A 25,766-nucleotide genomic window follows, 5' to 3' on the forward strand; every position below is an offset into this window, starting at 1 on the left:
AATATTCACCCATTATCATGATTAAGGCATCGTTAAAATAATTGAACCTGAACCAGAGAAATAGCCCGGTGCAACGCGACCATTGGTATGTAAAACTGATTTAACCTCTACGGGTATCGTTCCATTTTTAGGAACATCAATGACAGACCCCTTTTCTCCCGGGTGTCCATCAAGAAATAAATCGGCATAGAGACTGTTATCTGCTCGTAATGGCACTCGTCCACTATCTGAACCTGATGCAATAACCAGAACTTTCATTGCCAAGTTACAAGTCACATTAATATTTTGAGCGCGTTCCGCATTTTCCAAACTCACTTCATCAATATCGCCATAATTTAGGTTTACAGCTCCTTCTGTTATTTTGCAGGCACCTACTGGTGGCGGCGCGATACCACATAGTGATCCTGGTAATAAACGTCCATTTGGAGACCAACCTCCTTCCTTAGATTCATAAAATAGTCCAACACACTCTTGATTTGAGGTTAACGGATCACCATCGTGTCTTGCCGTTCCTTGTATTGGAAAACTTTCAACTTTCATTACTGCTTCACGAACCCCTGCTAAATACTGTTCCTTTTCAACACGAACAATACTTCTTACTGCCGACCCCGGAGAACCATTAGCATCATGTTTATGGTTAATGGTTATCCAGCATTTACTCCAGCCATAACAAGGATTGGGAGTATAAGGATCTTCAGGATCCCAACGCTGAATAACATAGGTATAAGTGGCGTGAGCTGGCTCACCTTCAGAATGTGTAATATAAGAAAAGATAGATGCCATCGTAGGTGCTGAAAACAGCAAACCTATTGCAATACATAAAGCCGGAAGTCGCTTTAATATGGACATATAAAACCTCAACCCTAATAATTAGTCATAATTCAAATGGAATGTGGCTATTGCGCTAAATGGGCCGCGTTTAATGGACTGATTAGCAATCGCATCCGGCTCCCCTTGAATAAAGGCATAAAAATTTAAAATCGTGTCATCTGCATTTAATGACATTTTGTCTGTTTCTTTATTAACAGGTAGCGCATTTCCATTTTCAGATTCCAGTCCAACAGCAATACCCGCCGCTTGACTACTTGGGCTGATCGCTAAAAAACCTTGTCCTGCCATGGCTTGATTTTCATCACCTTTAAAGGTGATTTTGACGCTTTTACCAATCGTTAAGTCACATTCAGACAAACGTATTTGAAACAACTTGCTGGGTGTTCGTTGATACGCATAAAGGTTTTTATCCGGAATATTGCCAAAATCTAACTCAACGGTTTCGTCTCCGGGCTTTATGGTGCAAGGCTCATCGACCAGTATGCCGTGAAAGCGCATATTATCTGGCGCAGAGAAAGCGGTTGATGTTAATCCCATAAATGTGGCAAAACCCAATACGAACGGGATCGATAATCTTGTTATATTCATCAATACGCTCCTATTGGTATTCAGCAAGCAGTGTTGCAGAAACTTCAAATGCACCTTCAGGCAAAGTGCTCCCCGGTCTTTTAACAGGTACTGCTTGGATCACCGGTGGATTATCGGGTGATATCGCAATACGCTCGTTTAATTTAAAAGGCTTACCATCTTGCGTGAGATGAATACCTAAATCAGGAATATTGGTTTGTAGCGCTGCTTCATCAAACTGTGTTTTAGGGCCAATAATAGAAAGCCCTAAATCCCAACCTTTTAAATTTGGATCACAGACCAATCGGTAATTCACGGATTCGGTGTAGTTAATGCCATCTACTTTATGAATACCTACATTGTGCCCAAAATAGACATCAATCAGTTCGTTGTTACTGATGACACAAGGTGGTGGCACTAATAAGGTGCCAAACAATTTCATATTAGGTGCGTCTGCGCTCATGACAGAATAAGAATTCAGTAATGCAATCAGGCACATGTACTTTAATTTATTCATCTTCTGACCTCTTACTGATAATCCACATGCAGTGTGCCACTTGCGACAAAATCACCACCCACTAAGGCTTCATTCTGATCACGAACAGGAATAGCTTCTAATTCAGGTAAGTTGGGATAGGTAAAATTCACCGCCTTACCTAAATCTAATAAGTTTCCTTGATACAGAATACGCACGCCCAATCCTGTAATATTTGTTTGTAGCGCATTTGAATCGAAGCCAGTTGCGCTACCCGTGACATAGACTTTCATCGCATTTGTCGGCATTTTTTGGCAAGTCGCGGTGTAGTGAATAGGCTCTTTATAACGAACACCATCAATACGTGTACTCATCACCTCACCAAAATTAACTTCGATCATTTTGCCGTCATTAATTAAGCAAGGCGGGGGCGCAATGACATTCCCCGAAATATTGATATAAACAATTCCCGGAATGACATCTTTCACCGCTCTAGCGGGTAAATTCGCAACAGCAGTAAAACTTAGGCCTCCAGTAAACGTTGCCAAAATAAGAATCAACACTGCTTTGCTTGGGCTAAACCGCTGTTCCATTTTCATAAAATAGACCTATTTAGTTTCCTGCTGATGTTTCTGCGACTTTGCATTCATTGCCATTACAAGTGAATTTCATCTGTGGGCGTCCACCGTAGTCATTGATGTAACTGAGTACAGGTGATGCACCAAATGCAGAAATATGCAGATTTATCGTTCCTGTGCTTCTAGGGGCAATCATGATCGGTTCAAAACCATCGAGGCTTTTTCCTTGTAATCCTGTTAGCCCATCCACTAATGTCACGTAATAAGGTGTTGGGTTATTCACTTCGTAGCGATCACCTTTCTTTATTAAGGTGATTTTTTCCTGCCAAGGATGGGTGAGATCCGTTTGTGTGGCATAAATTGATGCTGGGCGATAAAACAGCTTAATTCGTGTTTGTAATGCAATTTGCAACACGTTAGGTTTATCACTACGAGGTGGAATTTCACGCAAGTTGAAATAGAAAACGCTTTCTCTATCTTGTGGTAACTTGGCAATATCTGGTAATGACTGCACTTTTACTTGGCTTTTATCGCCCGGCTCAATACGCTGAATTGGAGGTAAAACTAATAATGGGCTGTCAATACGTTCTCCATTTTCATTTTCCATCCAGCCCTGAGCCAAGTAAGGTAGCTCTTTGTTTTGATTGCTGACATTTAAGCTAATAGATTTATCTGCACCATTAAAAATGACGCGCGTTCTATCTAAAGCAATCGCAGCAAGGGCTTGACTAGTAAAGACCATTCCAGTCAATAAAGTGGTTGTTACAATGAATAAGCGCTTTGATAACATCATTTTGAATTACTCTTTTTGTCTGAAATTATTTTTATCTTTCCCTTCTTTCCTAACCTTATTGTGTAATCAGTTGAGGCTTAGGTAAGGGCTCTGTTCTTTGATTGATTGTCGAAGGTGTTGTATCTCCATCACCACAAGTCAGTAATAATGAAGACATAAATAATCCTTCAACTAATGTTGGAATACGGACTTTGCACTGCTCCTGACCATTCCAACGCACACTCAATACATCATCACTATTAATCCCCGTCAGATAGACATTCCCACCATCATTGACAATACCAAGCTCACGCCCTTTCTCGGTTGTGACACTGGCACCAAATGGTGGATAAGTTCCGTCTTGTAAGCGAATGACAGCCATGGCTTTTTGTCCCGAAACCACATCAAAGTGGCGGTAGCCTATTGCACCTTCTGTTAGGGTTAATTGTTGAATTGAGCGTAATGCTTCAGCGTTATCTGGCATCTGATCAAGGTCGATACTGGCACTGCTGCGGTAATAATCATTGATATCAGGTAGTACGGCTTTACCAAAAGCATTGGTACGAGTAATAGCGCCGATACTTTTCACTGGTACATCAGAAATACCATCTGTATCAACCAATAAACGAGTACTACCAGTACGACTTGTTCGGTGTAATGCACCACCTTTTGGTGTTAATGTTGCTCCACCTTGTAGTGATAATGTGGCTGATGTGTATTCGCCATTAATATGGCTCGCACTGGCAGTGACCAATGCAGCATCAGCATAATGCATGAGATAGGCATCTGCGGATGGTTTACCGTTACTGCTTAAACCAGCACCAACACGATAGCTACTATTGTCATCAATACGATCGTAATAACTGACATTATGTGAATTACCGTGCTTATTAATCACAGTGTTGTAGCTAATGGTCGCGCGATCACTCCAAGGCATACTGACATTCATATAAACGCCATTATCATTGGTGCCATTAAATTTATTGCGAAACGCCGACAAACTGAGATTGATATTTTTAAAGCTACCAATATCCATCGTTTTGGCTAACGATAGGTTATAGTTATCATTATTAGGTTTATTCCAATAAGTCTGATGACTATAGTTTAAGTAAGCACTCAACCCCCATTCAGGGAACTGCTTACTAAACATAATGGTATAAAGCTCTTTATTGTTATCTTCTTCACCACCACGATAACGGCGATCTAAATATTGATTCATACTCATAAAGTCACGTTCAGAGAATCGATAGCCTGCGAATGTCACTTGGCTATTTATTTGTTCAAAACGTTTTGAGTAACTTAAGCGATAGGAACCACCGTGATAACGCTTATTATCACTTGGAATTTTTGCCCAAGAATGTGTCGCATCAAAAGAGATAGCACCCAGCGCCATCAGGTCACGACCAATACCAGCAGAAACCGAGTTATAATCTCCCGAGACTAATGAACCACCATAAAGTGACCAACCGTTACTGATCCCCCATGAGAATTCACCCATACCAAAAATAGGGCCTTCTGTATTACGGTTCATATCCGACGGTTTACCCGCAGATAATTTATATTGCACTCTGCCGGGACGTGTTAAATAAGGAATACTTGCAGTATCCATTTGGAACTCTTGAACAGATCCATCTTGCTCTTCAACACGCACATCTAATTTGCCACTTACTGCATCATTGATGTCTTGAATACGAAACGGTCCCGGAGCCACCTGAGTTTCATAGATCACACGACCTTGCTGGCTAATCGTTACTTTCGCATTTGTTTTTGCTACTCCCGTTACTTCAGGGGCATATCCCCTTAAGTTAGGCGGTAGCATATTGTCATCCGTAGACAAGTTAACCCCAGTAAAACGGAAGTTATCGAAAATGTCAGAGCGTGAGTAGGTCTCCCCCATTACAAGGCGAGCCCCTAATTGCGTAATTGCTCTATAAAGATAAAGCTGGTTCCATTTCCAACTATTTTCAGTGCTATCAGGAAGACCCGTTGTATGCTGATAACTTGCTTGCCAATCGGCACGGAAACGCCAAACACCAAGGTTTGCTCCCACGGTTCCTAAACCTGTAACTTGTTGGCGCTGTTTCCCTTTAGCAGGATCTGTCACGTTAGCATTGACGTTATAGTCGAAAAGTACGCCTGAGATACCATGATCCCAACGAGACGGTGGATCCCAGTTTGGTGCTGAATATTCAAGATACGCTTGAGGAATAGTAAGAATAAGATTGCCATTTCCCAGACTTGCATTTACCGTCATTCCGGGAATAGAAGAGATATCAAGACAACTTCCATTATCTTGATATTTCACTTTTTCAGCCCATTCAGGTTTGAGCCCTATTTGGTGGATCAATTCTGGTGGTAGGCAAGCCTCGCTACCTTTAGGATCATTAGCTGGCACAACATAGTTAATGTTATAAAGTTCAGGGAGTTCATTATTATTCACACGAACAACAAACTCATATCGGCCGGGCATAATATAGCCAGCACGAGAGAAATCTGATAAGTCGATATTTTGCTTATCTTTTAGATCCAAAATATCGGCATTAAATTCAATATTACTATTTGCTAAAGCTGAACTTGAAATACTGGAAGCGCCAGTAAGAATTAAATAGATCAGTACAGCAACAGGCCGAATAGTATGTTGTTTTTTCTTTTTTTCCGTCCCTAAACCAACGGTTTTGAATGTTCTAACCATAAGTTATCCAACCCGATCCATTTAATAGTATTCCAGCTTAAATCGCAGCGTTGTTCGGTAATTTCCAGCTTTTGGTATTTCGTTGTTTTTGACTATTCGCGCTTGGTAAAGTAACGCCATTGATTTAGAGTCAATACCAACAGGGGGTAATGGCTTACCCGGAATTGCTCGTCTGCCATAACGATCAGCTATCGCTAATGACGCACCTCTTGCTTCACCAGAAAGTGCAAAATTACCATTCCCGTTAGAGGGGCCTTCAAACGTTGCAATAAAACGAGGGTTGTCCGCTTCCTGACCTTTTTGTTCAATTAGCGTACATTCCGTTAATCTGATAGAAAAATACTCAATAGGTCCTTGCCCTTCAGTCACCAGCATTGGAATAGAAACCATTGTCAGTGGAATAACTTGTTCACCACTTCCTGCTGCAATCGTGCAAGATGGTTCTAAGATCGAGCCTGAAAGATTAAGTACCCCAAATCGCTGATGCATGTTTTTATCTTGTTTTACATCACTCGCTACTGCTGTTGTTGTCAGTAAGCTGGCAATAAGGCATAGCCATAGTGGTGTCATCTTGCGATTCATATTTTTCTCCGTAAGAAAAAAATCGTTAAAAATAGACACAGGAAAAAAAGCCCTGTACATCCTTGTACAGAACTTATTTTTTCTTACTGATAAGTCAGTGCGAAAGTTGCGATTGCAGTGAAGTCACCAGGAACAGCAGCTTCTGCAGAAGAACCTTGTAAGTAAGCAGCAAAGTTCAGATCGTTATTACCATCACGTAATGTTTGAGCAGCACTTGGTGTGCCTAATTTGATTTGTTTGCCACCAGCATCGGTGATAACAACAGCAGCATTTTTAGCAATACCTTCAATACCTAAAGAACCTGCTAAGATGTCTGCATCTTCTGAACCAGTGAAGGTTGTTTGAACAGTTTTATAAGTTTCTGTTGTGCAATTCTCTAAAGTGATTTTAAAATCACGAGAATTACTACGACCGCCATCTTTTAATGAAGCAGTAGAAATTTGACCTAATGGAACAGTTTGATTTTCTGAATCAGGATGAATAGAACAAGGTGCATCAATAATTGAACCAACAAATTTAACTGTACCGTGACCTTGATCAGCAGCAAATGCAGAACCTGCAGCAACAGATAAACCTAAGCCAAGAACTAACGCTAATTTATTTAATTTCATCTTTTTTGTTTCCTAAAATATAAAGGACGAAGACATTAAAAATAATAAATTCACTAGGAATAAATAATTCCTAATTGAATGACTCACTTATTGAGTTTTTGAATTTTGGTATATCAATGCCCGTCCTAAACGAAATTAAATATCGTTAGAAACAAAACAAAATACACCAAATTGTTTTGTTAAAAATTTTCATCTCGAAATTAAACACATTTAGATAATCAATCTTTAAATATCGGAAAAAGAGTTTATAATTCTAAGTGCAAATACTATAATTTGTGAAAAAAGTAAAAAAATTTATTTCTGGATTTTAAACAAAGTAACCAATCATGTTCGCTTTTTAAAATAATGATAAATATCAATATGTTAATTAAGTTGTGATATGTAGTTAACATTAAATTTGACTTAAGTGAGAAGCCAGAGAATAATAGTAAACAATTTGGTGTATTCTGTTTATTTCTCTAAAAATGCTTGAATTCCTATCTCTGCTCGTTTTTCACTTTTCCAATCAATAACTTTCATTTTCTAAAAATAAATAAGCTTTCAATAAACTTGTTTAAAATGAACAAGTAAAAGTGAAAGCATAAAAAAAATACAACTCTTTATTGATGCATATTACTTGTTATAGTGATGCAACAATTGACTTTTGTTCCTTGTTATCTCATTGAAAAGGTTATGAAAAATGAAGCAACGTAAGTTTCTTACACGTTTTGAGATCAATTCTATTTTGAAGCAAGCCAAGGAAGGACGGTATCCAGAAAGAGATTACTGTATGTTTTTAATGTGTTTTTTACATGGATTTCGCGTTAGTGAGCTATGTAGATTAACCCTCAGCGATATTGATTTGGAAAGTCGGATACTCTATGTCAGACGTTTGAAGGGGGGGTTATCTACAACGCAGCCAATTATCGAAGAGGAGTATGAAGCGTTAGTTAACTGGTTGAAAAAACGAGAAACATGGAGAGAAGCAGATTCTGAATGGGTGTTTTTATCTCAAAAAACGGGTCCAATTTCGCGTCAACAAGTCTATGGATTACTTCGCCGTTTAGGTAAGAAAGCTAATGTATCCATTACTCCTCACCCTCATATGCTGCGCCATGCATGTGGCTATGCTTTAGCTGATTTGGGGCGAGATACACGTCTAATTCAAGATTATTTAGGACATCGTAATATTTCACATACCGTTATCTATACCGCTAGTAATTCAAAACGCTTTGTTCACATTTGGGATATAAGAAATTAACAATTACTTTTTTATTAGTATACACTATGAAGATTAATACACTAAATATAGTAGGCTATATTTTTTCAATAAGAATAAAGTTAATTTTTAATATAATTAAGAAATTTAGGATTTGTTTTATACTAAATAAATAACTGCGGTTGTAGATATTAATAAGTTATTAATAATTCCTTTTTAATTAAAGAATGACTCAATATAAGTATTCATTTTATGATTATCTTTATTGGTCAATAATAAATTTAATATCAGAGATTATTTATTAATAATACTAAACATTAATTGTTTGAATTTTGAACAGTAAATAAGGGCTTAATTTAAAGATCACTTTAATTCTTTAACTTGTATTCATTTGCATATCAGCACACGCTTTCATATCTCACTATCCCCAACGTTACCGTTTGGGGATAGTTATGAATTATCTTAAAAAAACACCATTATCCTTTTACACAAACAACCTGCCGTAGTGTATGAACAACCTCAACAAGTGATAACTGAGCCTTCATAACAGCATCAATATCCTTATAAGCCATCGGAATTTCATCAATCACATCTTCGTCTTTTCGACATTCCACATGGGCTGTTGCTCGAATTTGGTCTTCAACACTAAAGGCTTTTTTTGCTGCTGTTCGGCTCATTACGCGTCCTGCGCCATGGCTACATGAACAGAAACTTTCGGCATTTCCCTTACCTCTAACAATAAAGCTCTTCGCTCCCATTGAACCCGGAATGATCCCCATTTCACCTTTTTGAGCAGAAACGGCACCTTTTCGAGTCACCAGAACTTCTTCACCAAAATGCATTTCCTTTTGCACATAGTTATGGTGACAGTTCACTGCCTGTTGCTGAGTCGTAAAAGGTTTAGTTATTTGTGTTGATAATGCCGCCAACACGCGTTCCATCATGATTTCACGGTTATGACGTGCAAAATCCTGTGCCCATTCTACGGCTTCTATATAGTCATCATAGAAAAGCGTTCCTTCTTTTAAGTACGCTAAGTTTTTATCTGGCAAGTTAGCGATATGTTCTCTCATGTCTTCTTGTGCCATTTGTATAAATAACGTACCGATAGCATTACCAACACCGCGAGATCCACTATGTAGCATTACCCAAACATTATCTGATTCATCAAGACACAACTCGATAAAGTGGTTTCCTGTTCCTAATGTACCTAGGTGACGATAGTTATTCGTATTTCGTAAACGTGGGTACTTATCCGTTAAAACCTTAAAACGCCCTTCAAGTTGTTGCCAATGTTGATCAACAAGTTTAGGTGGGTTCTTCCATGAACCACGATCGTTCCCTGACTGATAACTTGTTCGTCCATGAGGTACTGCTCTTTCTATTGCCGTTCTTATGGCAAATAAATTATCTGGCAGATCATTTGCGTGTAATGATGTTTTCACCGCAATCATTCCACATCCAATATCCACACCAACAGCAGCCGGAATAATCGCACCTTTTGTTGGGATAACACTTCCTATTGTTGAACCTTTCCCTAAGTGAACATCGGGCATTACTGCCATATGTTTAAAAATAAAAGGCATCTTGGCGGTATTGATAAGTTGCTTTAGAGCATCTGCTTCAACAGGTACACCATTTGTCCACATTTTGATTTCCGCAGTCCCTGCTTCTTTTACTATTTGATGATCCAATATCATGCCTGTGCTCCTTTAATTTGTACTAGCCCGTTTAATACTTGGTCTAAACCGCCATAAACGGAAATCTTATCAATACGTTCTGCAATACGTTCTACGGTTTCTAGCTCTTTTAATCGTAGAGCTACTGGATTGTTTTCCATCACTTTCGCCGTATTTAATAAAGAACGTGTCGCGGATGTCTCTTCTCTTCGACGTATAACATTAGCCTGAGCTGATTTTTCAGCCTCAACCACTTGCGCTAAAATCGTTTTCATTTCGCCCGGTAAAACAATGTCTTTTACCCCTAATGAAGCCACTTCAATACCATATCCTTTAGTCACTTCACTGATTTTTTCACTCACTAAACTATCAATCAGTGTTTTATTTTCTAATAATTCATCCAACGTTCTTGTTCCTACGGCTTCACGTAACGCAAATTGCAACTCTTTATATAAGAACTCAAGAGGTGAACTCAGCAGTTGGTACGCTAAAAGCACATCGCGATAACGCCAACTCGCTGACAAATTAATGCGTAATGTCACTTTATCTTTCGTTAAGATCTCTTGACCACTGACATCGAGTGTTTGTAACCGCATATCAACGACTTCAACATCAACTTTGTGCTGATAACGCCAATAACCTTTTAATCCCGGTGGTAATAGTGATTGAGTTTCGCCATTAACACGGATAATGCCCGCATGCCATGTCGGAATATCCACACTTAATACACCTTCACTGCCTTTTATCGTCTGGTTACGTAATTTTGGATGCTGTAATTTTTTAACCAAAGCTGGCGAAACTTCCAATTCATTTGCTGACAACACTTCCATTGAGCGCTGTGCATAATTCCAATAGAGACGTCGAGTGCTCGGCGCTAAGATCTCTTTGAGTGAGCCATTTTCATAAAGTAAGCCAATCTCTTCATCAGATAGCACAATATCAAAACAATATTCACTCACCCATTCTGGATGATATTGGCGTAAAAATTCGGCTTTCTCTCTTTCAATTGCAGGACCGTTCAATTCCACCGGCTCAACACTTAATTGACGGCGAAGATCGAAAAATTTATGTTCACCCATAGTAAGGACATCAATATATTCATCGTCCTTCTTTAATAAACCCAGTTGTCCCTGTTTCACTTTTATTGTTGTTCTTATCATCATTGCTTCCTTTTTCTCTTCTTTATTATTGGCTTTCTTTTATTACCATTTTTATCGTGACTTGCTTTCCACGAACAAACTTGGCGAAATCGAAGGGAAAACAAGAGAGGAACGATACTTTGTTTGTCTCTTCTTCTGCCTTCAATCCAGCGTAGTTGCTGGTGGATAAGCAAGGTGACGATACTGCTGTCACAACGATTTTTTATATTTAATTTTACATTTGGATTTGTAATGGTTTTGGTGTCAGGAATCGAACCTGAAAATAACCCTCTTCACCTACAGAGTCCCGATGTGGAGGAACACATTTAGATAACACCACAAAGTGTTCTTTATGTGCCTACCAGATTTAAAATCTGCTCAAGACATTAATAATATTGCGATGATCGTGCCAAGTTTTTAGAATCCACCAAGAATATTTTTAATGCATTGTTTTAATTGATAAAAATATCTTTAATTCGATTTTCAAATATTTAGCTATTGAATTAAAATCGATAAAAACTTATCTTTTTATCTATACATTTATAAATATAGATAAAAAGATAAGTAGGGATAACTTAATGAAACGCAAAGTGGTAATTGGTGTTTTAGGTACGACATTAGATAAACGAGGTAAAAGCCATAAAAGATGGAATTCATGGCGTCCAACAATTTCTATTTGCCATCAAAAAGATTTCCCCGTTAGTCGATTGGTCATGATCCATCAACCCAATGATTCAATGCTAGCGTCAAAAATCACTGAAGATATTCATACCGTCTCTCCTGATACAGAAGTATTACCTTACGAAATTGATATTTGTGATCCTTGGGATCTGGAAGAGGTTTACAGTCACTTTCTTGATTTCGCAGTGAATTATCCATTTGATACTGAGAATGAAGAATATTATGTCCATATCACAACGGGTACTCACATCGCTCAAATTTGCTGGTTTCTACTGACTGAAGCGCACTACTTACCTGCAAAACTATTACAAACCTCCCCTTCTTCTAAAATCGAAAATGAAGATGGTATCAAAACAATACAATCAGCCACGGGAAGTTATGCTGTTATTGATCTCGATTTAAGCCGTTACACAAAACTAACGAGCCGATTTGAGCACTACCATAATGAATCACTCTCTTTCTTAAAATCAGGGATAGCCACACGCAATGAACGTTTTAATGCTTTAATCGCTCAGATTGAACGAGTGGCATTACGCTCTGTTGCACCTATTTTATTAACCGGTCCCACTGGAGCCGGGAAATCATTCCTTGCTCAGCGTATTTATGAATTACGACAATCTCGCCATTTTGTAAAAGGCCGTTTTATCGCTGTTAACTGCGCCACTTTGCGCGGTGACAATGCAATGTCCACTTTATTTGGCCATGTAAAAGGGGCATTTACAGGTGCGTTGCAAGCCAGACAAGGCTTATTAAGGGAAGCCGATAAAGGAATTCTATTTCTTGATGAAATAGCGGAATTAGGACTTGATGAACAAGCGATGTTACTGAAAGCAATAGAAGAGAAATCTTTTTATCCTTATGGCTCCGATACTGAAGTGCAAAGTGATTTTCAGCTAATTGCGGGGACGCATCGAGATATGGACAAGCAAATTGCGAAAGGCCTTTTTCGTGAAGATCTCTATGCGAGGATCAACTTATGGTCTTTTTCTCTGCCCGGTTTAGCCGATCGTAAAGAAGATATTGAGCCTAACATCGATTATGAATTGCATCACTTTGCCAAGCTTTATCAAAAAGCAATCCGCTTTAACTCTGATGCAAAATCACACTATATTCGATTTGCAACATCTGAACAGGCATTATGGCGTGGTAATTTCCGTGAACTTAGTGCTAGTATAACGCGAATGGCAACACTTGCCGAAAATGGTCGTATTACCCTTCCTCTTGTTGATGAAGAAATTAATCGTTTAAAACAAAATTGGGGAGTTGCTTCCTCTTCTTTATTTAATAGTACTGATATTGATCTTTTCGATCTTAGCCAACTCAATACCGTTATCAAAACGTGCCAGCAATCATCAACACTCTCAGAAGCCGGTAGAAAACTTTTCGCAGTATCAAGACAAAATAAAAAACAACCCAACGACGCCGATCGCCTACGTAAGTATCTTGCGAAATTCGATTTAAGTTGGGAACAAATTCGACATGGAGAATAATATTTCATTATGGAGCTCACTTTTTTAGGCACTAACGCAGGCGTTCCTTCTAAAGAGAGGAATGTCACCAGTATGGTGCTTGATTTACAAAATAAACAAAAAAGTATGTGGATGTTTGATTGTGGCGAAGCGACACAACATCAAATATTGCATACCCGCGTAAAATTACCGCGTTTAAATAAAATTTTTATTACCCACTTACATGGCGATCATATTTTTGGTTTACCGGGATTACTTTGTAGTCGCTCAATGGGCGGAACAGAAACACTGTTAACAGTGTATGGCCCTACGGGTATCAAAGCCTTTATAGAAACAGCGTTGACATTAAGCCAATCCTATTTAACTTACCCTATTAATGTTGTCGAAATTGACGAAGCGGGTTTTCTGTTTGAAGAAGAAGGTATGAAAGTAAGCTGTGAAGCACTTTCTCATCCTGTACCTTGTTTTGGTTATCGCTTAGAAGAAGAAAACAGCCCAGGTAAATTAGATGCAGAAAAACTGAAAGCCAACAATATTCCTGCGGGTGCTTGGTTACAAGAGTTAAAACAAGGTAAAACCATTACATTGCCAGATGGAAGAGTCGTTGACGGCAAAGAGTATATTGGCCCTGAAACAAAAGGTCGTTGTATTGCAATTTTCGGTGATACGCAACCCACACCAAATGCATTAAAACTGGCTAATAATGCAGATGTTATTGTTCATGAAGCGACGTTTAAACATGAAATGGCAGAGCAAGCGAATAGCCGTGGACACTCAACTACTGTGCAAGCGGCACAGTTAGCTAAAGAGGCTAATGTCAAAAAGCTGATTATCACGCATATTAGTAGTCGCTACTCACCCGAAGACTGTGTTGAATTACTCAAGGAAAGCCAACAGATCTTTAGCCATACTGAAATGGCTTCTGATTTTGAGGTATTTAAGTTGTAGTTGCGTTTTCACTAAATAGCAGTGGCGATATAAATAACAGTGGCGATATTATGTCGCCATTGTTATAAGTCATACTTCACTCATCGACGTATATTTTAATGAGTTATCTATAACGTCGTGCGTTTTATCTTTCCATCTTGCAAAATAAAATTAACTTTTCCATCCCAGAATTCAGCTAAGAAAATATCTTCTGGTTTCTCAATATGTTGATTTTTCATCTCTTCTTGAAGCCATGCTTCATCTTTTTCTATTTGCGCTAATTCTGATGTTCGAATAACACCATCTTTCATAACAATAATCGAAGGCATTTTTGCACCGTCACATACCACAGTGATTTGTCCATCAGGTTCAATTTGCGCGTAATTAACCTCTTGAAACGAATGAATACCTTGTGCATGAAGACGAGACGTTATATTTAAAATGTCTATTTTGTTCTTTTTCTCCATGATGTTTTCCATTATAAATTCGCCTTTCTTTATAATGGGAATAGGATTACCAATAGTCACTGCACGGAAAAAATTGAATCGCTTACTGATATAATTAAGCAACGAGATAAAACAGACACCAATTAAGAAGACGGTAATATATTGATAAAGAGGGATCGCATCGGTGTAAATCACCCCACCCATAATGCCTCCGAGTACAAAATTACCAATAAAATCAATAGGTGTTAATTGAGAGAGTTGAGTTTTACCCGATAAATTCATATGGGCTAATATGATAGTAAAACCAATAATAAATTTGATAATAACCAGAAAGTAATATTCCATTTGCGTCTCACATTTCCAATAATTTCTGCACTTATTATAAAGCAGAAAATCTCACCCAGATAAAAATCTAAATTATTTTTGATGATATTTGACTAAGAAAAAACACTTAATATACTTAGGTTTGTTGATTTTAAGACTCACACTATACTTATTACGATCATTTATTCGTAATATCTTACTATCAACTCGATAGCTTCTCGCCTTTTCTAGTTCTTACGCGGGATATCACTGAATTGTTTTTGAACACACATTTTGGAGAAAAAAATGAATAAAAAACTACTTACTTCATTGGTTCTAGCGGGTCTTGTTACTATTACAGCAGGTTGTGATGATTCATCTAAAAAAGTTGATGAAGGTATTGATAAGGCAAAAGAAACAGCAACTCAAGTAACTGAAACGGCGCAAGATAAAGCCAAAGAATTGACGGAACAAGCCAAAGATAAAGCTGCCGACTTGAAAGAAGATGCATCCGCAAAAGCAGATGAATTAACACAACAAGCTCAAGAGCTAAAAGATAAAGCTGAACAAAAAGCGGCTGAGCTAAAAGCGCAAGCTGATGAAAAAACAGATGCCCTGAAAGAGAGAATTTCACAAAAAACTGATGAACTAAAAGATGCAAGTGCTGCAAAAGCAGAAGAAATTAAACAAAGCCTAGAAGCTGAAAGCAATAAATTATCTGAAAAAGCCGCTGAGCTAAAGCAAGATGCGAGCAAAACAGCAGATAACCTGATGCAAGAAGCAGACAACAAGGTTGATCAGCTAAAAGGTGATGCATCAAAAACCAGCGATGATGTGAAACAACAAGCTCAAGAGACTGAAAATAAAGCGCTTGATAAAGCAGATCAATTAACAGATCAAGCCAAACAAAAAATTGATGATTTAAAAACTGAAAATAAATAATCTGATTTCAGTTTTTTTGATGGATCTAGAGCCAGTAAATTTTTACTGGCTTTTTTTGTACAAAAAAAAGACAGGGGTTGATCGATTAAGCAAAAAATGTAACCATGTTCTCCTTTTTTCAACAGGAGAAACCTATTAAAGAGCGAAAGCATCTAGCATAAAAAGTTATTAATAAATTGATTTAACTGTGTTTTTCTTCATTTTGCGGAAAAGATAATTTACTTCCGTTCTTTTATAAAACATCTTTCCAATTTGGTGTTTTATTCAAATTTTCTTATGAACTTTTCTTTTCTGATGACATAAGCAATCAGAAAGTGGGTAGCGAAAAGTCTCTTTCTAGGAAAATAACAAAAAATAGGTTAACTATGAGTCAACAAAACGATATAACCCCTCAAAAAGTTAGGATGAAAATTAATCCTCCCGTTTTTTATACATCTGCACTGTTAATTTTACTGGTCGTTGGTTTCTCTGCATTATTTCCAGAGTTGGCTAATGATAAATTAGGTCATCTTCAGGAAAACCTCTTCACGAATGCGAGCTGGTTCTACATTCTAGCCGTTGCATTGGTTTTGCTGAGTGTGACTTATTTAGGCCTTTCTCGTTTTGGTCAAATCAAGTTAGGGCCGGATCATGCCCGTCCCCACTTTAGTTATTTTGCTTGGTTTGCCATGCTCTTTTCAGCAGGAATGGGAATTGGCTTAATGTTCTTTGGTGTTGCTGAACCCGTTATGCATTACCTTATGCCCCCGACAGGTGAAGCTCAAACCATAGAAGCCGCAAAAGAAGCGATGCGATTAACCTTTTTCCACTGGGGATTACATGCATGGGCAATTTATGCCATTGTCGCTTTGATCTTAGCGTTTTTCTCTTATCGTCATGGCTTGCCGTTAACACTGCGCTCGGCACTTTATCCAATCATTGGTGATCGCATACATGGCCCTATTGGTCATGCTGTTGATATTTTTGCCGTTATGGGAACCGTATTTGGTGTCGCAACTTCTCTTGGATTTGGTGTTCTGCAAGTTAATGCGGGTTTAAACCATCTTTTTAATGTCCCCATTAATCCAACCGTGCAAGTCATATTGATTGTTGTGATAACAGGGCTTGCAACTATTTCAGTTGTTTCTGGATTAGAAAAAGGTATCCGCTTTTTATCTGAACTTAACTTAGGATTAGCGGTAATTCTTCTTTTATTAGTCATTATTCTTGGTCCAACCGTATTGATATTAAAATCATTTGTTGAAAATACGGGAGGATATCTATCCGAAATTGTCAGTAAAACTTTTAATCTTTACGCATACGAGCCAAAATCGAGTGATTGGTTAGGGGGATGGACGCTACTTTATTGGGGTTGGTGGCTTTCATGGTCTCCATTTGTAGGGATGTTTATTGCCCGCATTTCTCGTGGACGTACTATTCGTGAATTTGTTGTGGGTGTTCTGTTTGTTCCTGCCGGCTTTACCTTACTTTGGATGACCGTTTTTGGTAACACAGCAATTCATTTAATCAAAGATAAAGGTGCAGAAGCTCTCGCAAATATCGTACAGCAAGATGTCTCATTGGCTTTATTTGAGTTCTTAAATTATTTTCCATTTTCATCTGTTTTATCTTTCTTTGCGATGTTGATGGTTGTTGTCTTCTTTGTGACTTCAGCCGACTCTGGTGCAATGGTTGTTGATACTTTGGCTTCAGGTGGTGATAGCGAAACACCTGTGTGGCAACGTATTTTCTGGGCGGGCTTAATGGGCGTTTCTGCAATTACTTTATTGCTAGCGGGTGGTTTAACTGCGCTACAAACAGTCACCATTGCGAGCGCACTTCCCTTCTCAATGGTATTGCTTGCTTCTATTTATGGATTAATAAAAGCATTGCGAGTGGATGTATATAAACGTGATAGCCAACAGCTAACGACAATTGCGCCACCAGCAAGCCGTAATCCGATCCCTTGGCAACGCCGTTTAAGAAATATTGCCTATTTCCCTAAACGTTCTCATGTAAAACGTTTTATGGATGAAGTGATCCAACCCTCAATGGAAATGGTATCTGCTGAGTTAAGTAAACAAGCGACGCAATGCATTATCCATAACGAAGAAGAGGATCGAATTGGTTTTGAAGTCGATTTAGGCGATGACATGAATTTCTTCTATGAAGTTCGTCTGCGTTTTTATACTCAACCTGCCTTTGCTTTAGCTGGATTAAGTGATGAAGAAAGAGACGAAGAACATAAATATTATCGCGCTGAAATTCATTTAAAAGAAGGTGGACAAGACTACGATGTAATGGGTTGGACGAAAGAACAAATCATTCACGATATTCTTGATCAGTACGAAAAACACATTCACTTCTTACATGTATTAGGTAAGCAATAATTTTGCCTGAGTGAAAACAACAAAAAGGAGATGCCATAGCATCTCCTTTTTTCTTATCAAATAACTTATTTCTCTGATTGTTCAACATCATCTGGATTAAGTGCAATCAACTCTTTTAATAATCCAGTTAGTCGTTGTAGTTTTTCAGTGGAAAACTTTTGCTCAAGTAATTGATAGCCTTCTTCAATTTTAGGCTGAATTTTATCGTATAAACTTTGCCCATTGGCAGACAGTGAAACGAAAAGTTTACGTTGGTCACTCACAGGTTTTAAACGACAAATTAGCTCATCTCTTTCCATTCTAATAAGAATACCCGTTAGACTTGGTCGAAGAATACACGATTTTTGTGCTAATTCGTGGAAATCAATAGAGCGTTTATCCGCAAGTACGCGAATGATCCGCCATTGCTGTTCTGTCAGATTATGCTCTTTAAGAACAGGTCGAAAAAAACCCATCGCAGATTCCCGTGCTTGTAATAGCGCGATAGTTAATGATTCATGCATAATCAAGAAGCTCTTTATATGGTGTTATAGGTGAAATGACAAAATATCACTCAATATAGACAGTGAAAAAGTACCGCTGTTTATGGTTTATAAAATGACTATATTCTAAGAATAGACTAATTGTTACAATTATTCATATTAACAAATAAATAAAGTTGACTCAATTTTTGCAATTTTATTCCCTTTGTGCAATTTATCACCCATGCTTCTTTTTCGTGTTAATTTCACCTTCTGCAACATCTTGACCTATACGCAATTTTCATCAATTGGCAATTTGTGTTATCTCTCAACCAACTAAAAAAAGTAGCCTGATTTGCCTATTACCCTACCTCTAAATTAGGAATAATGGCGCTTAGCGATAAGGTTGTCTCACAGTTTTTCGAGATAAAGTTAACAGGTTGTAACAAAGAAAGATTGCTATCTTTGTTCATGCGCGGTAGCGTTACGGCTTTAAAACAACGCAACAAAGAAACCGGCAATAACATTACAACTTTGTTAGCGGAGTAGTTAGGTAATTTATTAGTTATCTAACTAATAATTATTTTAAGTGAAGACGCCCACAGACGAGAAGTCTGGCAGTAGGAGTAAATAATGTCTGAGGAAAAACAGGCTAACCCACTTTTTCGGGATGCAATGGCAAGCTTAGGTGCCGCAGTCAATATCGTGGCAACAAATGGCGATGCAGGATGTTGTGGCTTAACAGCAACAGCGGTATGTTCTGTTACTGATAACCCACCTACCGTGATGGTTTGCATCAACAGTAAAAGTCAGATGAACTCTATTTTTCAAGAAAATGGAAAATTGAGCATCAATATATTGAATCATGAACAAGAAGAAATGGCATGTCATTTCGCCGGAATGACAGGACTCGCGATGGCAGATCGCTTTACTCAACCTGGATGGCAAAACGGACAATTACAACAACCCGTATTAATAAATGCGCTTGCCTGCCTTGAAGGTGATATTTATGATGTGCGCCAAGTTGGTACACATTTTGTTTATATGACCGAAATTAAGAATATTTCTGTACGTGAAGATGGTGATGGACTTATTTATTTCAAACGTCGTTTCCATTCTGTTAAAAATGAACAAGTACCCATCCCTGTTTAAATTTCACTTATTTTACCTCAAGATAAAAACGCACTTTTAATAAGGGCGTTTTTTATTGATTATCATCACAATATAAAATTAAATATTTATTTATATTAAGTGAATACTTATTTAATTAAATAACATTAGCTAACTTTTAGGTATTTATTAAATATTTATTAACATCTGTTTGTTATAAAAGAATAATTTTTAATTATAATGAAAAATTTCTTTCTAGAATCAATCAGTCACATAATCAAAAACATTTCCCCTCTACTTTTATTCTTTCTCTTTATTTAATTTACTCAGATTAAAATATAAACAAACAATAATCTAATTGGTTATATTTTATACCAAAGATCAATTAAATGACTTTATTTGAAAATAAACTAATGAATATTTTTTTCAATCTGGTATTAATCTTACCCACAGTGTGATCAACCTTTGAGAAGTCATTCTATCAATATATTAGTCTACTCGACTTGCTGATTACCTTCTTAAATTTGCAAACATCACTCTAAATGCGACAGATAATGTTACCGTTGTGTAACATTCCTCGTGAATGTGAGTAAATAACATCGTTGTTGAAAATAAATAATAATTAGGGGCATTACAGATATGGATAAACCCGCTCAAGTCGGTTTATTACAACAGCCTAAACCATTCTTTATGATTTTCTTTGTAGAATTATGGGAACGTTTTGGTTACTACGGCGTACAAGGTATTCTTGCCGTTTATTTTGTTAGTAAACTCGGTTTCTCTCAAGAACAGGCTTTCATTACTTTTGGTGCATTCTCTGCATTGGTTTATGGGCTTATTTCTATTGGTGGTTATGTTGGTGACCACTTATTAGGAACAAAACGAACAATTGTTTTAGGTGCTATTGTCTTGGCTATCGGTTATTTCATGACTGGTATGTCAATTATGTATCCTAATTTAATTTTCTATGCATTAGGAACTATCGCTGTAGGTAATGGTTTATTTAAAGCCAACCCTGCCAGCCTATTAGCAAAATGCTATCCACCTAAAGATCCCCGTCTTGATGGTGCATTTACGCTATTTTATATGTCGATAAATGTTGGCTCATTAATTTCTTTATCTATTGCGCCAGTACTTGCCGATCATTATGGATATGCACTGACTTATAATATTTGTGGTATTGGCTTAATTATCGCCTTATTGGTTTATTTCTTCTGTCGTAAGATGGTAGCAAATATTGGTTCTGAACCAGACCATTTACCAATGAATTACAACAAACTGCTATTAGTCATTGCAGGATCTGTTGCAATGGTATTTGTTTGTGCATGGTTATTGCACAACGTAATGATTGCAAATATTGTTTTAGTCAGCTTGTCTATTATTGTTGTCTTCATTTATTTCCGTGAAGCATTTAAACAAAAAGACCGTGTTGCGCGTAATAAAATGTATGTTGCTTTCGTTCTGATGTTAGAAGCGGTTATTTTCTACATCCTTTATGCACAAATGCCTACCTCACTGAACTTCTTTGCTATTCACAACGTTCATCATAATTTATTGGGTTTTGAGATCCACCCTGTCAGCTTCCAAGCCTTAAACCCATTCTGGATTATTATTGCGAGCCCAATCTTAGCCATCGTATATAGTCGTTTAGGCGCGAAAGGCAAAGACTTCTCAATGCCAGCGAAGTTTACCGCAGGTATGCTTCTGTGCTCGTTAGGATTCCTTACAGCGGCAGCTTCAGGTATGTGGTTTGCCGATGCTCAAGGCTTAACATCACCTTGGTTTATCGTTCTGGTTTACTTATTCCAGAGCTTAGGTGAACTGATGATCAGTGCGTTAGGTTTAGCAATGGTTGCAGCGTTCGTACCGCAATACATGATGGGCTTTATTTTAGGTATGTGGTTCTTAACACAAGCAACGGCTTACCTGTTAGGCGGTTATGTAGCAACTTTCACAGCTGCACCAGAAGGTATTACTGATCCACTACAAACATTACCTATTTATACTGATGTATTTGGCAAAATTGGTATTGTGACCTTAATTGTAGGTATTGTTATGTGGGCAACCGTACCTTTATTAAATCGTATGATGAAAGAAGAAAGCAAAGACGCTAAAGTCACAGGCTGATCTTCCAAATAATATATTGCTCAATTTAAGCGTCTATTTATCAATAGGCGCTTTTTTATATCTGCTTTATCTCAACGTTAGGTTTCATTTCGTATTGGCTAGATATCCCTAATAGGGCCGCATCTACATTCCCTCACACCCAATTTTAATAATAAATATTGCCATAGCCAAACTACCTAATCGCTTTTTATCAGGCATAAAAAAACCCGCCAAATAAGCGGGTTTAGTTTAATCTTTAAGAATGACTCAATTACAGAACATCAACTGAATTCAATTCTTTAAATGCTTGTTCTAAACGAACAACCATTGATGCTTGTGCTTGACGTAACCAGTTACGTGGATCGTAGTATTTCTTGTTAGGTTTATCAGCACCTTCTGGGTTACCTAATTGGCCTTGCAGATAGCCTTCGTTCTTTTTGTAGAACTGTAAGATACCATCCCAAGTTGCCCACTGAGTATCGGTATCGATATTCATTTTGATAACGCCATAACCAACAGCTTCTTTGATTTCTTCAGCAGAAGAACCAGAACCGCCGTGGAAAACGAAATCTAAGCTATTGTGTGGCAGATTGAATTTCTGTGATACGTAGTCTTGTGAGTTACGTAAAATTTTTGGCGTTAACTGGACGTTACCTGGTTTATAAACACCGTGAACGTTACCGAAAGATGCCGCGATAGTGAAACGAGGGCTTACTGCGCTCAGTTTTTCATATGCGTAAGCAACATCTTCTGGTTGAGTATAAAGCGCAGAGCTGTCCATACCTGTGTTATCAACACCGTCTTCTTCACCACCAGTACAGCCTAATTCGATTTCTAAAGTCATATCGATTTTAGCCATACGCGCTAAATATTTAGCACAGATTTCGATATTTTCTTCTAATGATTCTTCAGATAAGTCAATCATATGAGAAGAGAACAGTGGTTTACCTGTTTTAGCGTAGTGTTTTTCACCCGCATCTAACAGACCATCAATCCATGGTAATAATTTTTTAGCACAGTGGTCAGTATGCAGAATAACAGGAACACCGTAGTATTCAGCCATTTGATGCACATGGTGAGCACCAGAAATTGCGCCTAAAATAGCAGCTTGCTGTGGTACATCAGATTTAAGACCTTTACCTGCGATAAATGCAGCACCACCGTTAGAGAACTGTACAATAACAGGAGAACGAACTTTCGCAGCAGCTTCTAACACAGCATTGATTGAGTCAGTACCTACACAGTTAACCGCAGGCAGAGCAAATTTGTTTTCTTTTGCTACTGCAAATACTTTTTGTACATCATCACCAGTGATGACACCCGGTTTCACGAAATCAAAAACTTTAGACATGTAATAAGATCCTATATTTGGAACAGGTAGAAAATAACTTTCTACCTGTATGAGCTGACTTAATTACTGTTTAGCGCGTTCTTCTAACATTGCAACAGCAGGAAGTTTTTTGCCTTCAACGAATTCTAAGAAAGCACCACCACCGGTTGAAATGTAAGAGATTTTGTCTGCGATATCAAATAAATCAATAGCAGCCAGCGTATCACCACCACCTGCGATAGAGAATGCGTCGCTATCTGCGATTGCATTAGCGATGATTTCTGTACCTTTGCGGAAGTTAGGGAATTCGAATACACCTACTGGACCATTCCACAGGATAGTTTTCGCATTTTTCAGGATTTCTGCTAAACGCTCAGCAGTTACATCACCGATATCAAGTACTTGTTCATCATCTTTGATGTCACTTGCTGATTTTAAAACAGCATCTGCAGTTTCAGAGAATTCAGTCGCAACGCGAACATCACTTGGTACTGGAATATCACATTTTTCCATCAGCTTTTTAGCATCATCAACAAGGTCTGCTTCATATAAAGAGCGACCTACTGGATGACCTTCTGCTGCGATAAAGGTATTTGCGATACCACCACCAACGATTAATTGGTCAGCAATTTTTGATAAAGAATCTAATACAGTCAGTTTAGTTGAAACTTTAGAACCACCAACAATCGCAACCATTGGGCGAGCTGGTTTATCTAATGCTTTACCTAATGCTTCAAGTTCTGCTGATAACAGTGGACCCGCACAAGCAACTTGTGCAAATTTAGCAACGCCATGAGTTGACGCTTGAGCACGGTGAGCAGTACCGAATGCATCCATTACGAATACATCACATAATGCAGCATATTGCTTAGACAGAGTTTCGTCGTCTTTCTTTTCGCCTTTGTTAAAACGAACGTTTTCAAGAACAACTAATTCACCTGCATTGACTTCAACACCATTTAAATAGTCTTTAGCAAGGCTAACTGGTGCAGTTAATTTGTCTTTCAGATAGTCAACAACTGGTTTTAAAGAGAACTCTTCGTTGTACTCACCTTCGGTAGGACGACCTAAGTGAGAAGTTACCATCACTTTAGCGCCTTGTTTTAACGCGGCTTCAATTGTTGGTAAAGAAGCACGGATACGCGCATCTGAAGTCACTTTACCATCTTTAACTGGAACGTTCAGGTCAGCACGGATAAGAACTCGTTTACCCGCTAGGTCTAAATCGGTCATCTTAATTACAGACATGATGAATCCTCTCATTGATTCTCTAAAATTTAGTAATCTTCTGTTCAGTGCGTCGTATTATTACGCGACACCGTCATTAAAACATGATTATTTAAAACCAGTTGCAGCCATTGCTAACGTTGTATCAAGCATTCTGTTAGCAAAGCCCCATTCATTATCACACCAGACTAAAGTCTTGATCAGGTGTTGCCCACTGACTCTTGTTTGTGTGCCATCAACGATTGCACTATGAGGGTCGTGGTTAAAATCAGTTGAGACTAATGGCAATTCTGTGTAATCCACTATACCACGAAATGCGCCAGTTGCTGATTTTTGAATTAACCGATTGACATCTAACACATTTACAGCAGTTTTTACAGTGACACTTAAATCAATTGCCGTCACATTAATTGTAGGAACTCGTACAGAAATTGCCTCAAAATGATCCTTAAATTTCGGGAAAATTCGAGTAATTCCTGCTGCCAACTTCGTATCAACAGGAATGATAGATTGTCCTGCTGCACGAGTGCGGCGTAAATCCTTATGGTATGCATCAATCACGGGTTGATCGTTCATGGCTGCATGGATTGTTGTTACTGTTCCTGATTCTATATTAAACGCGTCATCCATCATTTTAATAATGGGAATAATACAATTCGTTGTACAAGATGCGTTTGAAACAATTCGGTGCTCTTTTTTTAGTTCGTGTTGATTGACACCAAAAACGACAGTTGCATCTAAATCAGTTGTACCGGGATGAGAAAAAAGTACTTTCTTTGCGCCTTGTGCAATATGTGCTTCACCATCAGCACGAGAGCCATAAGCACCACTACAATCAAGTACGACATCGATACCAAGTTCACCCCAAGGTAAATCAGTAATATCAGCGTGGTGAAAAAGACGAATAGTATCATCACCCACTTGCAATAAATCGTTATTAATTCGTACATCCCAAGCAAAACGTCCATGACTAGAGTCATACTTGAGAAGATGCCCAATACCTTGTGCATCAGCCAATTCATTTATTGCAACAACCGTTATTTCAGCTCGTTTACCTGATTCATAAAGCGCTCTTAACACATTACGCCCTATACGACCAAAACCGTTAATAGCGACTCTGATTGTCATGTGACTCCCTTGATAACTTGTGATTCGCAACCGCTTAGAATAATAGAGCAAGATACTAATCAACAACGATAAATCAAGTAAATCTAGAAATTGTGCAGTCACCGACACTTTAGGATTAACTGAAACGGTTCAGCTTACTGGTA

Annotated in this window: 23 protein-coding genes; 7 read left to right on the top strand and 16 right to left on the bottom strand. The window is 38.1% G+C overall.

Translation table 11 applies throughout. The features are described from left to right. Positions 1-21 precede the first annotated feature (21 nt). The 8 genes from ABN236_RS04440 to ABN236_RS04475 all read right to left on the bottom strand — a co-directional run bounded on the left by ABN236_RS04440 (position 22) and on the right by ABN236_RS04475 (position 7,108). On the bottom strand, positions 22-849 hold the full coding sequence (locus tag ABN236_RS04440; RefSeq protein WP_194951957.1) for an MrpH family fimbial adhesin: 828 nt from the start codon (positions 847-849) through the stop codon (positions 22-24). A gap of 21 nt (positions 850-870) precedes the next feature. Further along, positions 871-1,419: a fimbrial protein gene (locus ABN236_RS04445; RefSeq protein ID WP_194951956.1), complete on the bottom strand. Its 549-nt coding sequence runs from the start codon at positions 1,417-1,419 to the stop codon at positions 871-873. A gap of 10 nt (positions 1,420-1,429) precedes the next feature. Further along, positions 1,430-1,915, bottom strand: a complete 486-nt coding sequence (locus tag ABN236_RS04450) for a fimbrial protein (RefSeq protein WP_023581062.1) — start codon at positions 1,913-1,915, stop codon at positions 1,430-1,432. Between the two features lie 11 nt (positions 1,916-1,926). After that, complete coding sequence (locus ABN236_RS04455) at positions 1,927-2,472, bottom strand: fimbrial protein (protein WP_088493558.1); 546 nt, start codon at positions 2,470-2,472, stop codon at positions 1,927-1,929. 13 nt (positions 2,473-2,485) lie between these two features. Further along, a complete protein-coding gene (locus tag ABN236_RS04460) occupies positions 2,486-3,244 on the bottom strand; it encodes a fimbria/pilus periplasmic chaperone (RefSeq protein WP_194951955.1) in 759 nt (252 codons plus the stop codon). A 55-nt stretch (positions 3,245-3,299) separates the two neighbouring features. Continuing rightward, entirely contained in the window at positions 3,300-5,915 is a 2,616-nt protein-coding gene (locus tag ABN236_RS04465) for an outer membrane usher protein (RefSeq protein WP_349473464.1), read from the bottom strand. Between the two features lie 21 nt (positions 5,916-5,936). Beyond that, positions 5,937-6,485, bottom strand: coding sequence for a fimbrial protein (locus ABN236_RS04470; RefSeq protein WP_153050571.1), 549 nt, complete (start codon positions 6,483-6,485; stop codon positions 5,937-5,939). A gap of 95 nt (positions 6,486-6,580) precedes the next feature. Further along, positions 6,581-7,108 carry a fimbrial protein gene (locus ABN236_RS04475; RefSeq protein ID WP_023581066.1) on the bottom strand — a complete coding sequence of 176 codons (528 nt, stop codon included), beginning with the start codon at positions 7,106-7,108 and terminating at the stop codon, positions 6,581-6,583. Between the two features lie 679 nt (positions 7,109-7,787). On the opposite strand from ABN236_RS04475, the gene mrpI reads away from it, so the two are divergent. Beyond that, on the top strand, positions 7,788-8,348 hold the full coding sequence (mrpI, locus tag ABN236_RS04480; RefSeq protein ID WP_102949403.1) for a phase variation DNA invertase MrpI: 561 nt from the start codon (positions 7,788-7,790) through the stop codon (positions 8,346-8,348). Positions 8,349-8,782: 434 nt separating this feature from the next. Here mrpI and ABN236_RS04485 read toward each other — a convergent pair whose 3' ends face one another. From ABN236_RS04485 to ABN236_RS04495, 3 genes are read right to left on the bottom strand one after another with little or no spacing between them, the layout of a single operon-like run. Continuing rightward, positions 8,783-10,006, bottom strand: a complete 1,224-nt coding sequence (locus ABN236_RS04485; protein ID WP_088493562.1) for an RtcB family protein — start codon at positions 10,004-10,006, stop codon at positions 8,783-8,785. Beyond that, positions 10,003-11,142 (bottom strand): slipin family protein, encoded by a 1,140-nt coding sequence (locus ABN236_RS04490; protein ID WP_349473618.1) that lies wholly within the window; start codon positions 11,140-11,142, stop codon positions 10,003-10,005. Before ABN236_RS04490 ends, ABN236_RS04485 begins: the two co-directional genes overlap by 4 nt. 28 nt (positions 11,143-11,170) lie before the next feature. Then, positions 11,171-11,338, bottom strand: coding sequence for a hypothetical protein (locus ABN236_RS04495; protein ID WP_162556831.1), 168 nt, complete (start codon positions 11,336-11,338; stop codon positions 11,171-11,173). A 364-nt stretch (positions 11,339-11,702) separates the two neighbouring features. On the opposite strand from ABN236_RS04495, the gene rtcR reads away from it, so the two are divergent. Both rtcR and rnz read left to right on the top strand, forming a co-directional pair. Next, on the top strand, positions 11,703-13,295 hold the full coding sequence (gene rtcR / locus ABN236_RS04500; protein ID WP_349473465.1) for an RNA repair transcriptional activator RtcR: 1,593 nt from the start codon (positions 11,703-11,705) through the stop codon (positions 13,293-13,295). 9 nt (positions 13,296-13,304) lie between these two features. Continuing rightward, positions 13,305-14,222: a ribonuclease Z gene (rnz, locus tag ABN236_RS04505; protein WP_349473466.1), complete on the top strand. Its 918-nt coding sequence runs from the start codon at positions 13,305-13,307 to the stop codon at positions 14,220-14,222. 107 nt (positions 14,223-14,329) lie between these two features. Here rnz and ABN236_RS04510 read toward each other — a convergent pair whose 3' ends face one another. Then, entirely contained in the window at positions 14,330-14,992 is a 663-nt protein-coding gene (locus ABN236_RS04510) for a DUF421 domain-containing protein (protein WP_349473467.1), read from the bottom strand. Between the two features lie 264 nt (positions 14,993-15,256). Between ABN236_RS04510 and ABN236_RS04515 the strand changes: the two genes are divergently transcribed. Then, positions 15,257-15,892 carry a hypothetical protein gene (locus tag ABN236_RS04515; RefSeq protein ID WP_349473468.1) on the top strand — a complete coding sequence of 212 codons (636 nt, stop codon included), beginning with the start codon at positions 15,257-15,259 and terminating at the stop codon, positions 15,890-15,892. A gap of 365 nt (positions 15,893-16,257) precedes the next feature. Then, the gene (gene betT / locus ABN236_RS04520) at positions 16,258-18,261 is read left to right on the top strand and encodes a choline BCCT transporter BetT (RefSeq protein ID WP_088493568.1); all 2,004 of its coding nucleotides are present in this window, start codon (positions 16,258-16,260) and stop codon (positions 18,259-18,261) included. A 65-nt stretch (positions 18,262-18,326) separates the two neighbouring features. On the opposite strand, the gene hpaR is transcribed toward betT, so the two are convergent. After that, positions 18,327-18,764 (bottom strand): homoprotocatechuate degradation operon regulator HpaR, encoded by a 438-nt coding sequence (hpaR, locus tag ABN236_RS04525; protein WP_349473469.1) that lies wholly within the window; start codon positions 18,762-18,764, stop codon positions 18,327-18,329. Positions 18,765-19,355: 591 nt separating this feature from the next. On the opposite strand from hpaR, the gene hpaC reads away from it, so the two are divergent. Together hpaC and dtpB are read left to right on the top strand one after the other, a co-directional pair. Further along, entirely contained in the window at positions 19,356-19,874 is a 519-nt protein-coding gene (gene hpaC / locus ABN236_RS04530; protein WP_349473470.1) for a 4-hydroxyphenylacetate 3-monooxygenase, reductase component, read from the top strand. Between the two features lie 597 nt (positions 19,875-20,471). Then, the gene (gene dtpB, locus ABN236_RS04535) at positions 20,472-21,959 is read left to right on the top strand and encodes a dipeptide/tripeptide permease DtpB (RefSeq protein ID WP_349473471.1); all 1,488 of its coding nucleotides are present in this window, start codon (positions 20,472-20,474) and stop codon (positions 21,957-21,959) included. A 250-nt stretch (positions 21,960-22,209) separates the two neighbouring features. Here dtpB and fbaA read toward each other — a convergent pair whose 3' ends face one another. From fbaA to epd, 3 genes are all read right to left on the bottom strand, one after another. Further along, a complete protein-coding gene (gene fbaA / locus ABN236_RS04540; protein ID WP_088493571.1) occupies positions 22,210-23,289 on the bottom strand; it encodes a class II fructose-bisphosphate aldolase in 1,080 nt (359 codons plus the stop codon). A gap of 63 nt (positions 23,290-23,352) precedes the next feature. Continuing rightward, complete coding sequence (gene pgk / locus ABN236_RS04545; protein ID WP_088493572.1) at positions 23,353-24,516, bottom strand: phosphoglycerate kinase; 1,164 nt, start codon at positions 24,514-24,516, stop codon at positions 23,353-23,355. 87 nt (positions 24,517-24,603) lie between these two features. Next, positions 24,604-25,623, bottom strand: coding sequence for an erythrose-4-phosphate dehydrogenase (gene epd / locus ABN236_RS04550; RefSeq protein ID WP_075673402.1), 1,020 nt, complete (start codon positions 25,621-25,623; stop codon positions 24,604-24,606). Between the last annotated feature and the right edge of the window lie 143 nt (positions 25,624-25,766).

Origin of the sequence: Proteus sp. fly-1013 (assembly GCF_040140245.1) — a bacterium.
Classification (GTDB): Bacteria; Pseudomonadota; Gammaproteobacteria; order Enterobacterales; family Enterobacteriaceae; genus Proteus; species Proteus mirabilis_B.

Excerpts from the sequence above, each read along its gene's own strand:
- ABN236_RS04445 (WP_194951956.1), bottom strand. The coding sequence starts at position 1,419 with ATGAATATAACAAGATTATCGATCCCGTTCGTATTGGGTTTTGCCACA.
- hpaR (WP_349473469.1), bottom strand. The coding sequence starts at position 18,764 with ATGCATGAATCATTAACTATCGCGCTATTACAAGCACGGGAATCTGCG.
- ABN236_RS04475 (WP_023581066.1), bottom strand. The coding sequence starts at position 7,108 with ATGAAATTAAATAAATTAGCGTTAGTTCTTGGCTTAGGTTTATCTGTT.
- hpaC (WP_349473470.1), top strand. The coding sequence starts at position 19,356 with ATGTCTGAGGAAAAACAGGCTAACCCACTTTTTCGGGATGCAATGGCA.
- pgk (WP_088493572.1), bottom strand. The coding sequence starts at position 24,516 with ATGTCTGTAATTAAGATGACCGATTTAGACCTAGCGGGTAAACGAGTT.
- ABN236_RS04510 (WP_349473467.1), bottom strand. The coding sequence starts at position 14,992 with ATGGAATATTACTTTCTGGTTATTATCAAATTTATTATTGGTTTTACT.
- betT (WP_088493568.1), top strand. The coding sequence starts at position 16,258 with ATGAGTCAACAAAACGATATAACCCCTCAAAAAGTTAGGATGAAAATT.
- ABN236_RS04440 (WP_194951957.1), bottom strand. The coding sequence starts at position 849 with ATGTCCATATTAAAGCGACTTCCGGCTTTATGTATTGCAATAGGTTTG.
- ABN236_RS04460 (WP_194951955.1), bottom strand. The coding sequence starts at position 3,244 with ATGATGTTATCAAAGCGCTTATTCATTGTAACAACCACTTTATTGACT.
- ABN236_RS04450 (WP_023581062.1), bottom strand. The coding sequence starts at position 1,915 with ATGAATAAATTAAAGTACATGTGCCTGATTGCATTACTGAATTCTTAT.
- ABN236_RS04470 (WP_153050571.1), bottom strand. The coding sequence starts at position 6,485 with ATGACACCACTATGGCTATGCCTTATTGCCAGCTTACTGACAACAACA.
- rtcR (WP_349473465.1), top strand. The coding sequence starts at position 11,703 with ATGAAACGCAAAGTGGTAATTGGTGTTTTAGGTACGACATTAGATAAA.
- ABN236_RS04485 (WP_088493562.1), bottom strand. The coding sequence starts at position 10,006 with ATGATATTGGATCATCAAATAGTAAAAGAAGCAGGGACTGCGGAAATC.
- dtpB (WP_349473471.1), top strand. The coding sequence starts at position 20,472 with ATGGATAAACCCGCTCAAGTCGGTTTATTACAACAGCCTAAACCATTC.
- mrpI (WP_102949403.1), top strand. The coding sequence starts at position 7,788 with ATGAAGCAACGTAAGTTTCTTACACGTTTTGAGATCAATTCTATTTTG.
- ABN236_RS04465 (WP_349473464.1), bottom strand. The coding sequence starts at position 5,915 with ATGGTTAGAACATTCAAAACCGTTGGTTTAGGGACGGAAAAAAAGAAA.
- epd (WP_075673402.1), bottom strand. The coding sequence starts at position 25,623 with ATGACAATCAGAGTCGCTATTAACGGTTTTGGTCGTATAGGGCGTAAT.
- ABN236_RS04455 (WP_088493558.1), bottom strand. The coding sequence starts at position 2,472 with ATGAAAATGGAACAGCGGTTTAGCCCAAGCAAAGCAGTGTTGATTCTT.
- fbaA (WP_088493571.1), bottom strand. The coding sequence starts at position 23,289 with ATGTCTAAAGTTTTTGATTTCGTGAAACCGGGTGTCATCACTGGTGAT.
- ABN236_RS04515 (WP_349473468.1), top strand. The coding sequence starts at position 15,257 with ATGAATAAAAAACTACTTACTTCATTGGTTCTAGCGGGTCTTGTTACT.
- rnz (WP_349473466.1), top strand. The coding sequence starts at position 13,305 with ATGGAGCTCACTTTTTTAGGCACTAACGCAGGCGTTCCTTCTAAAGAG.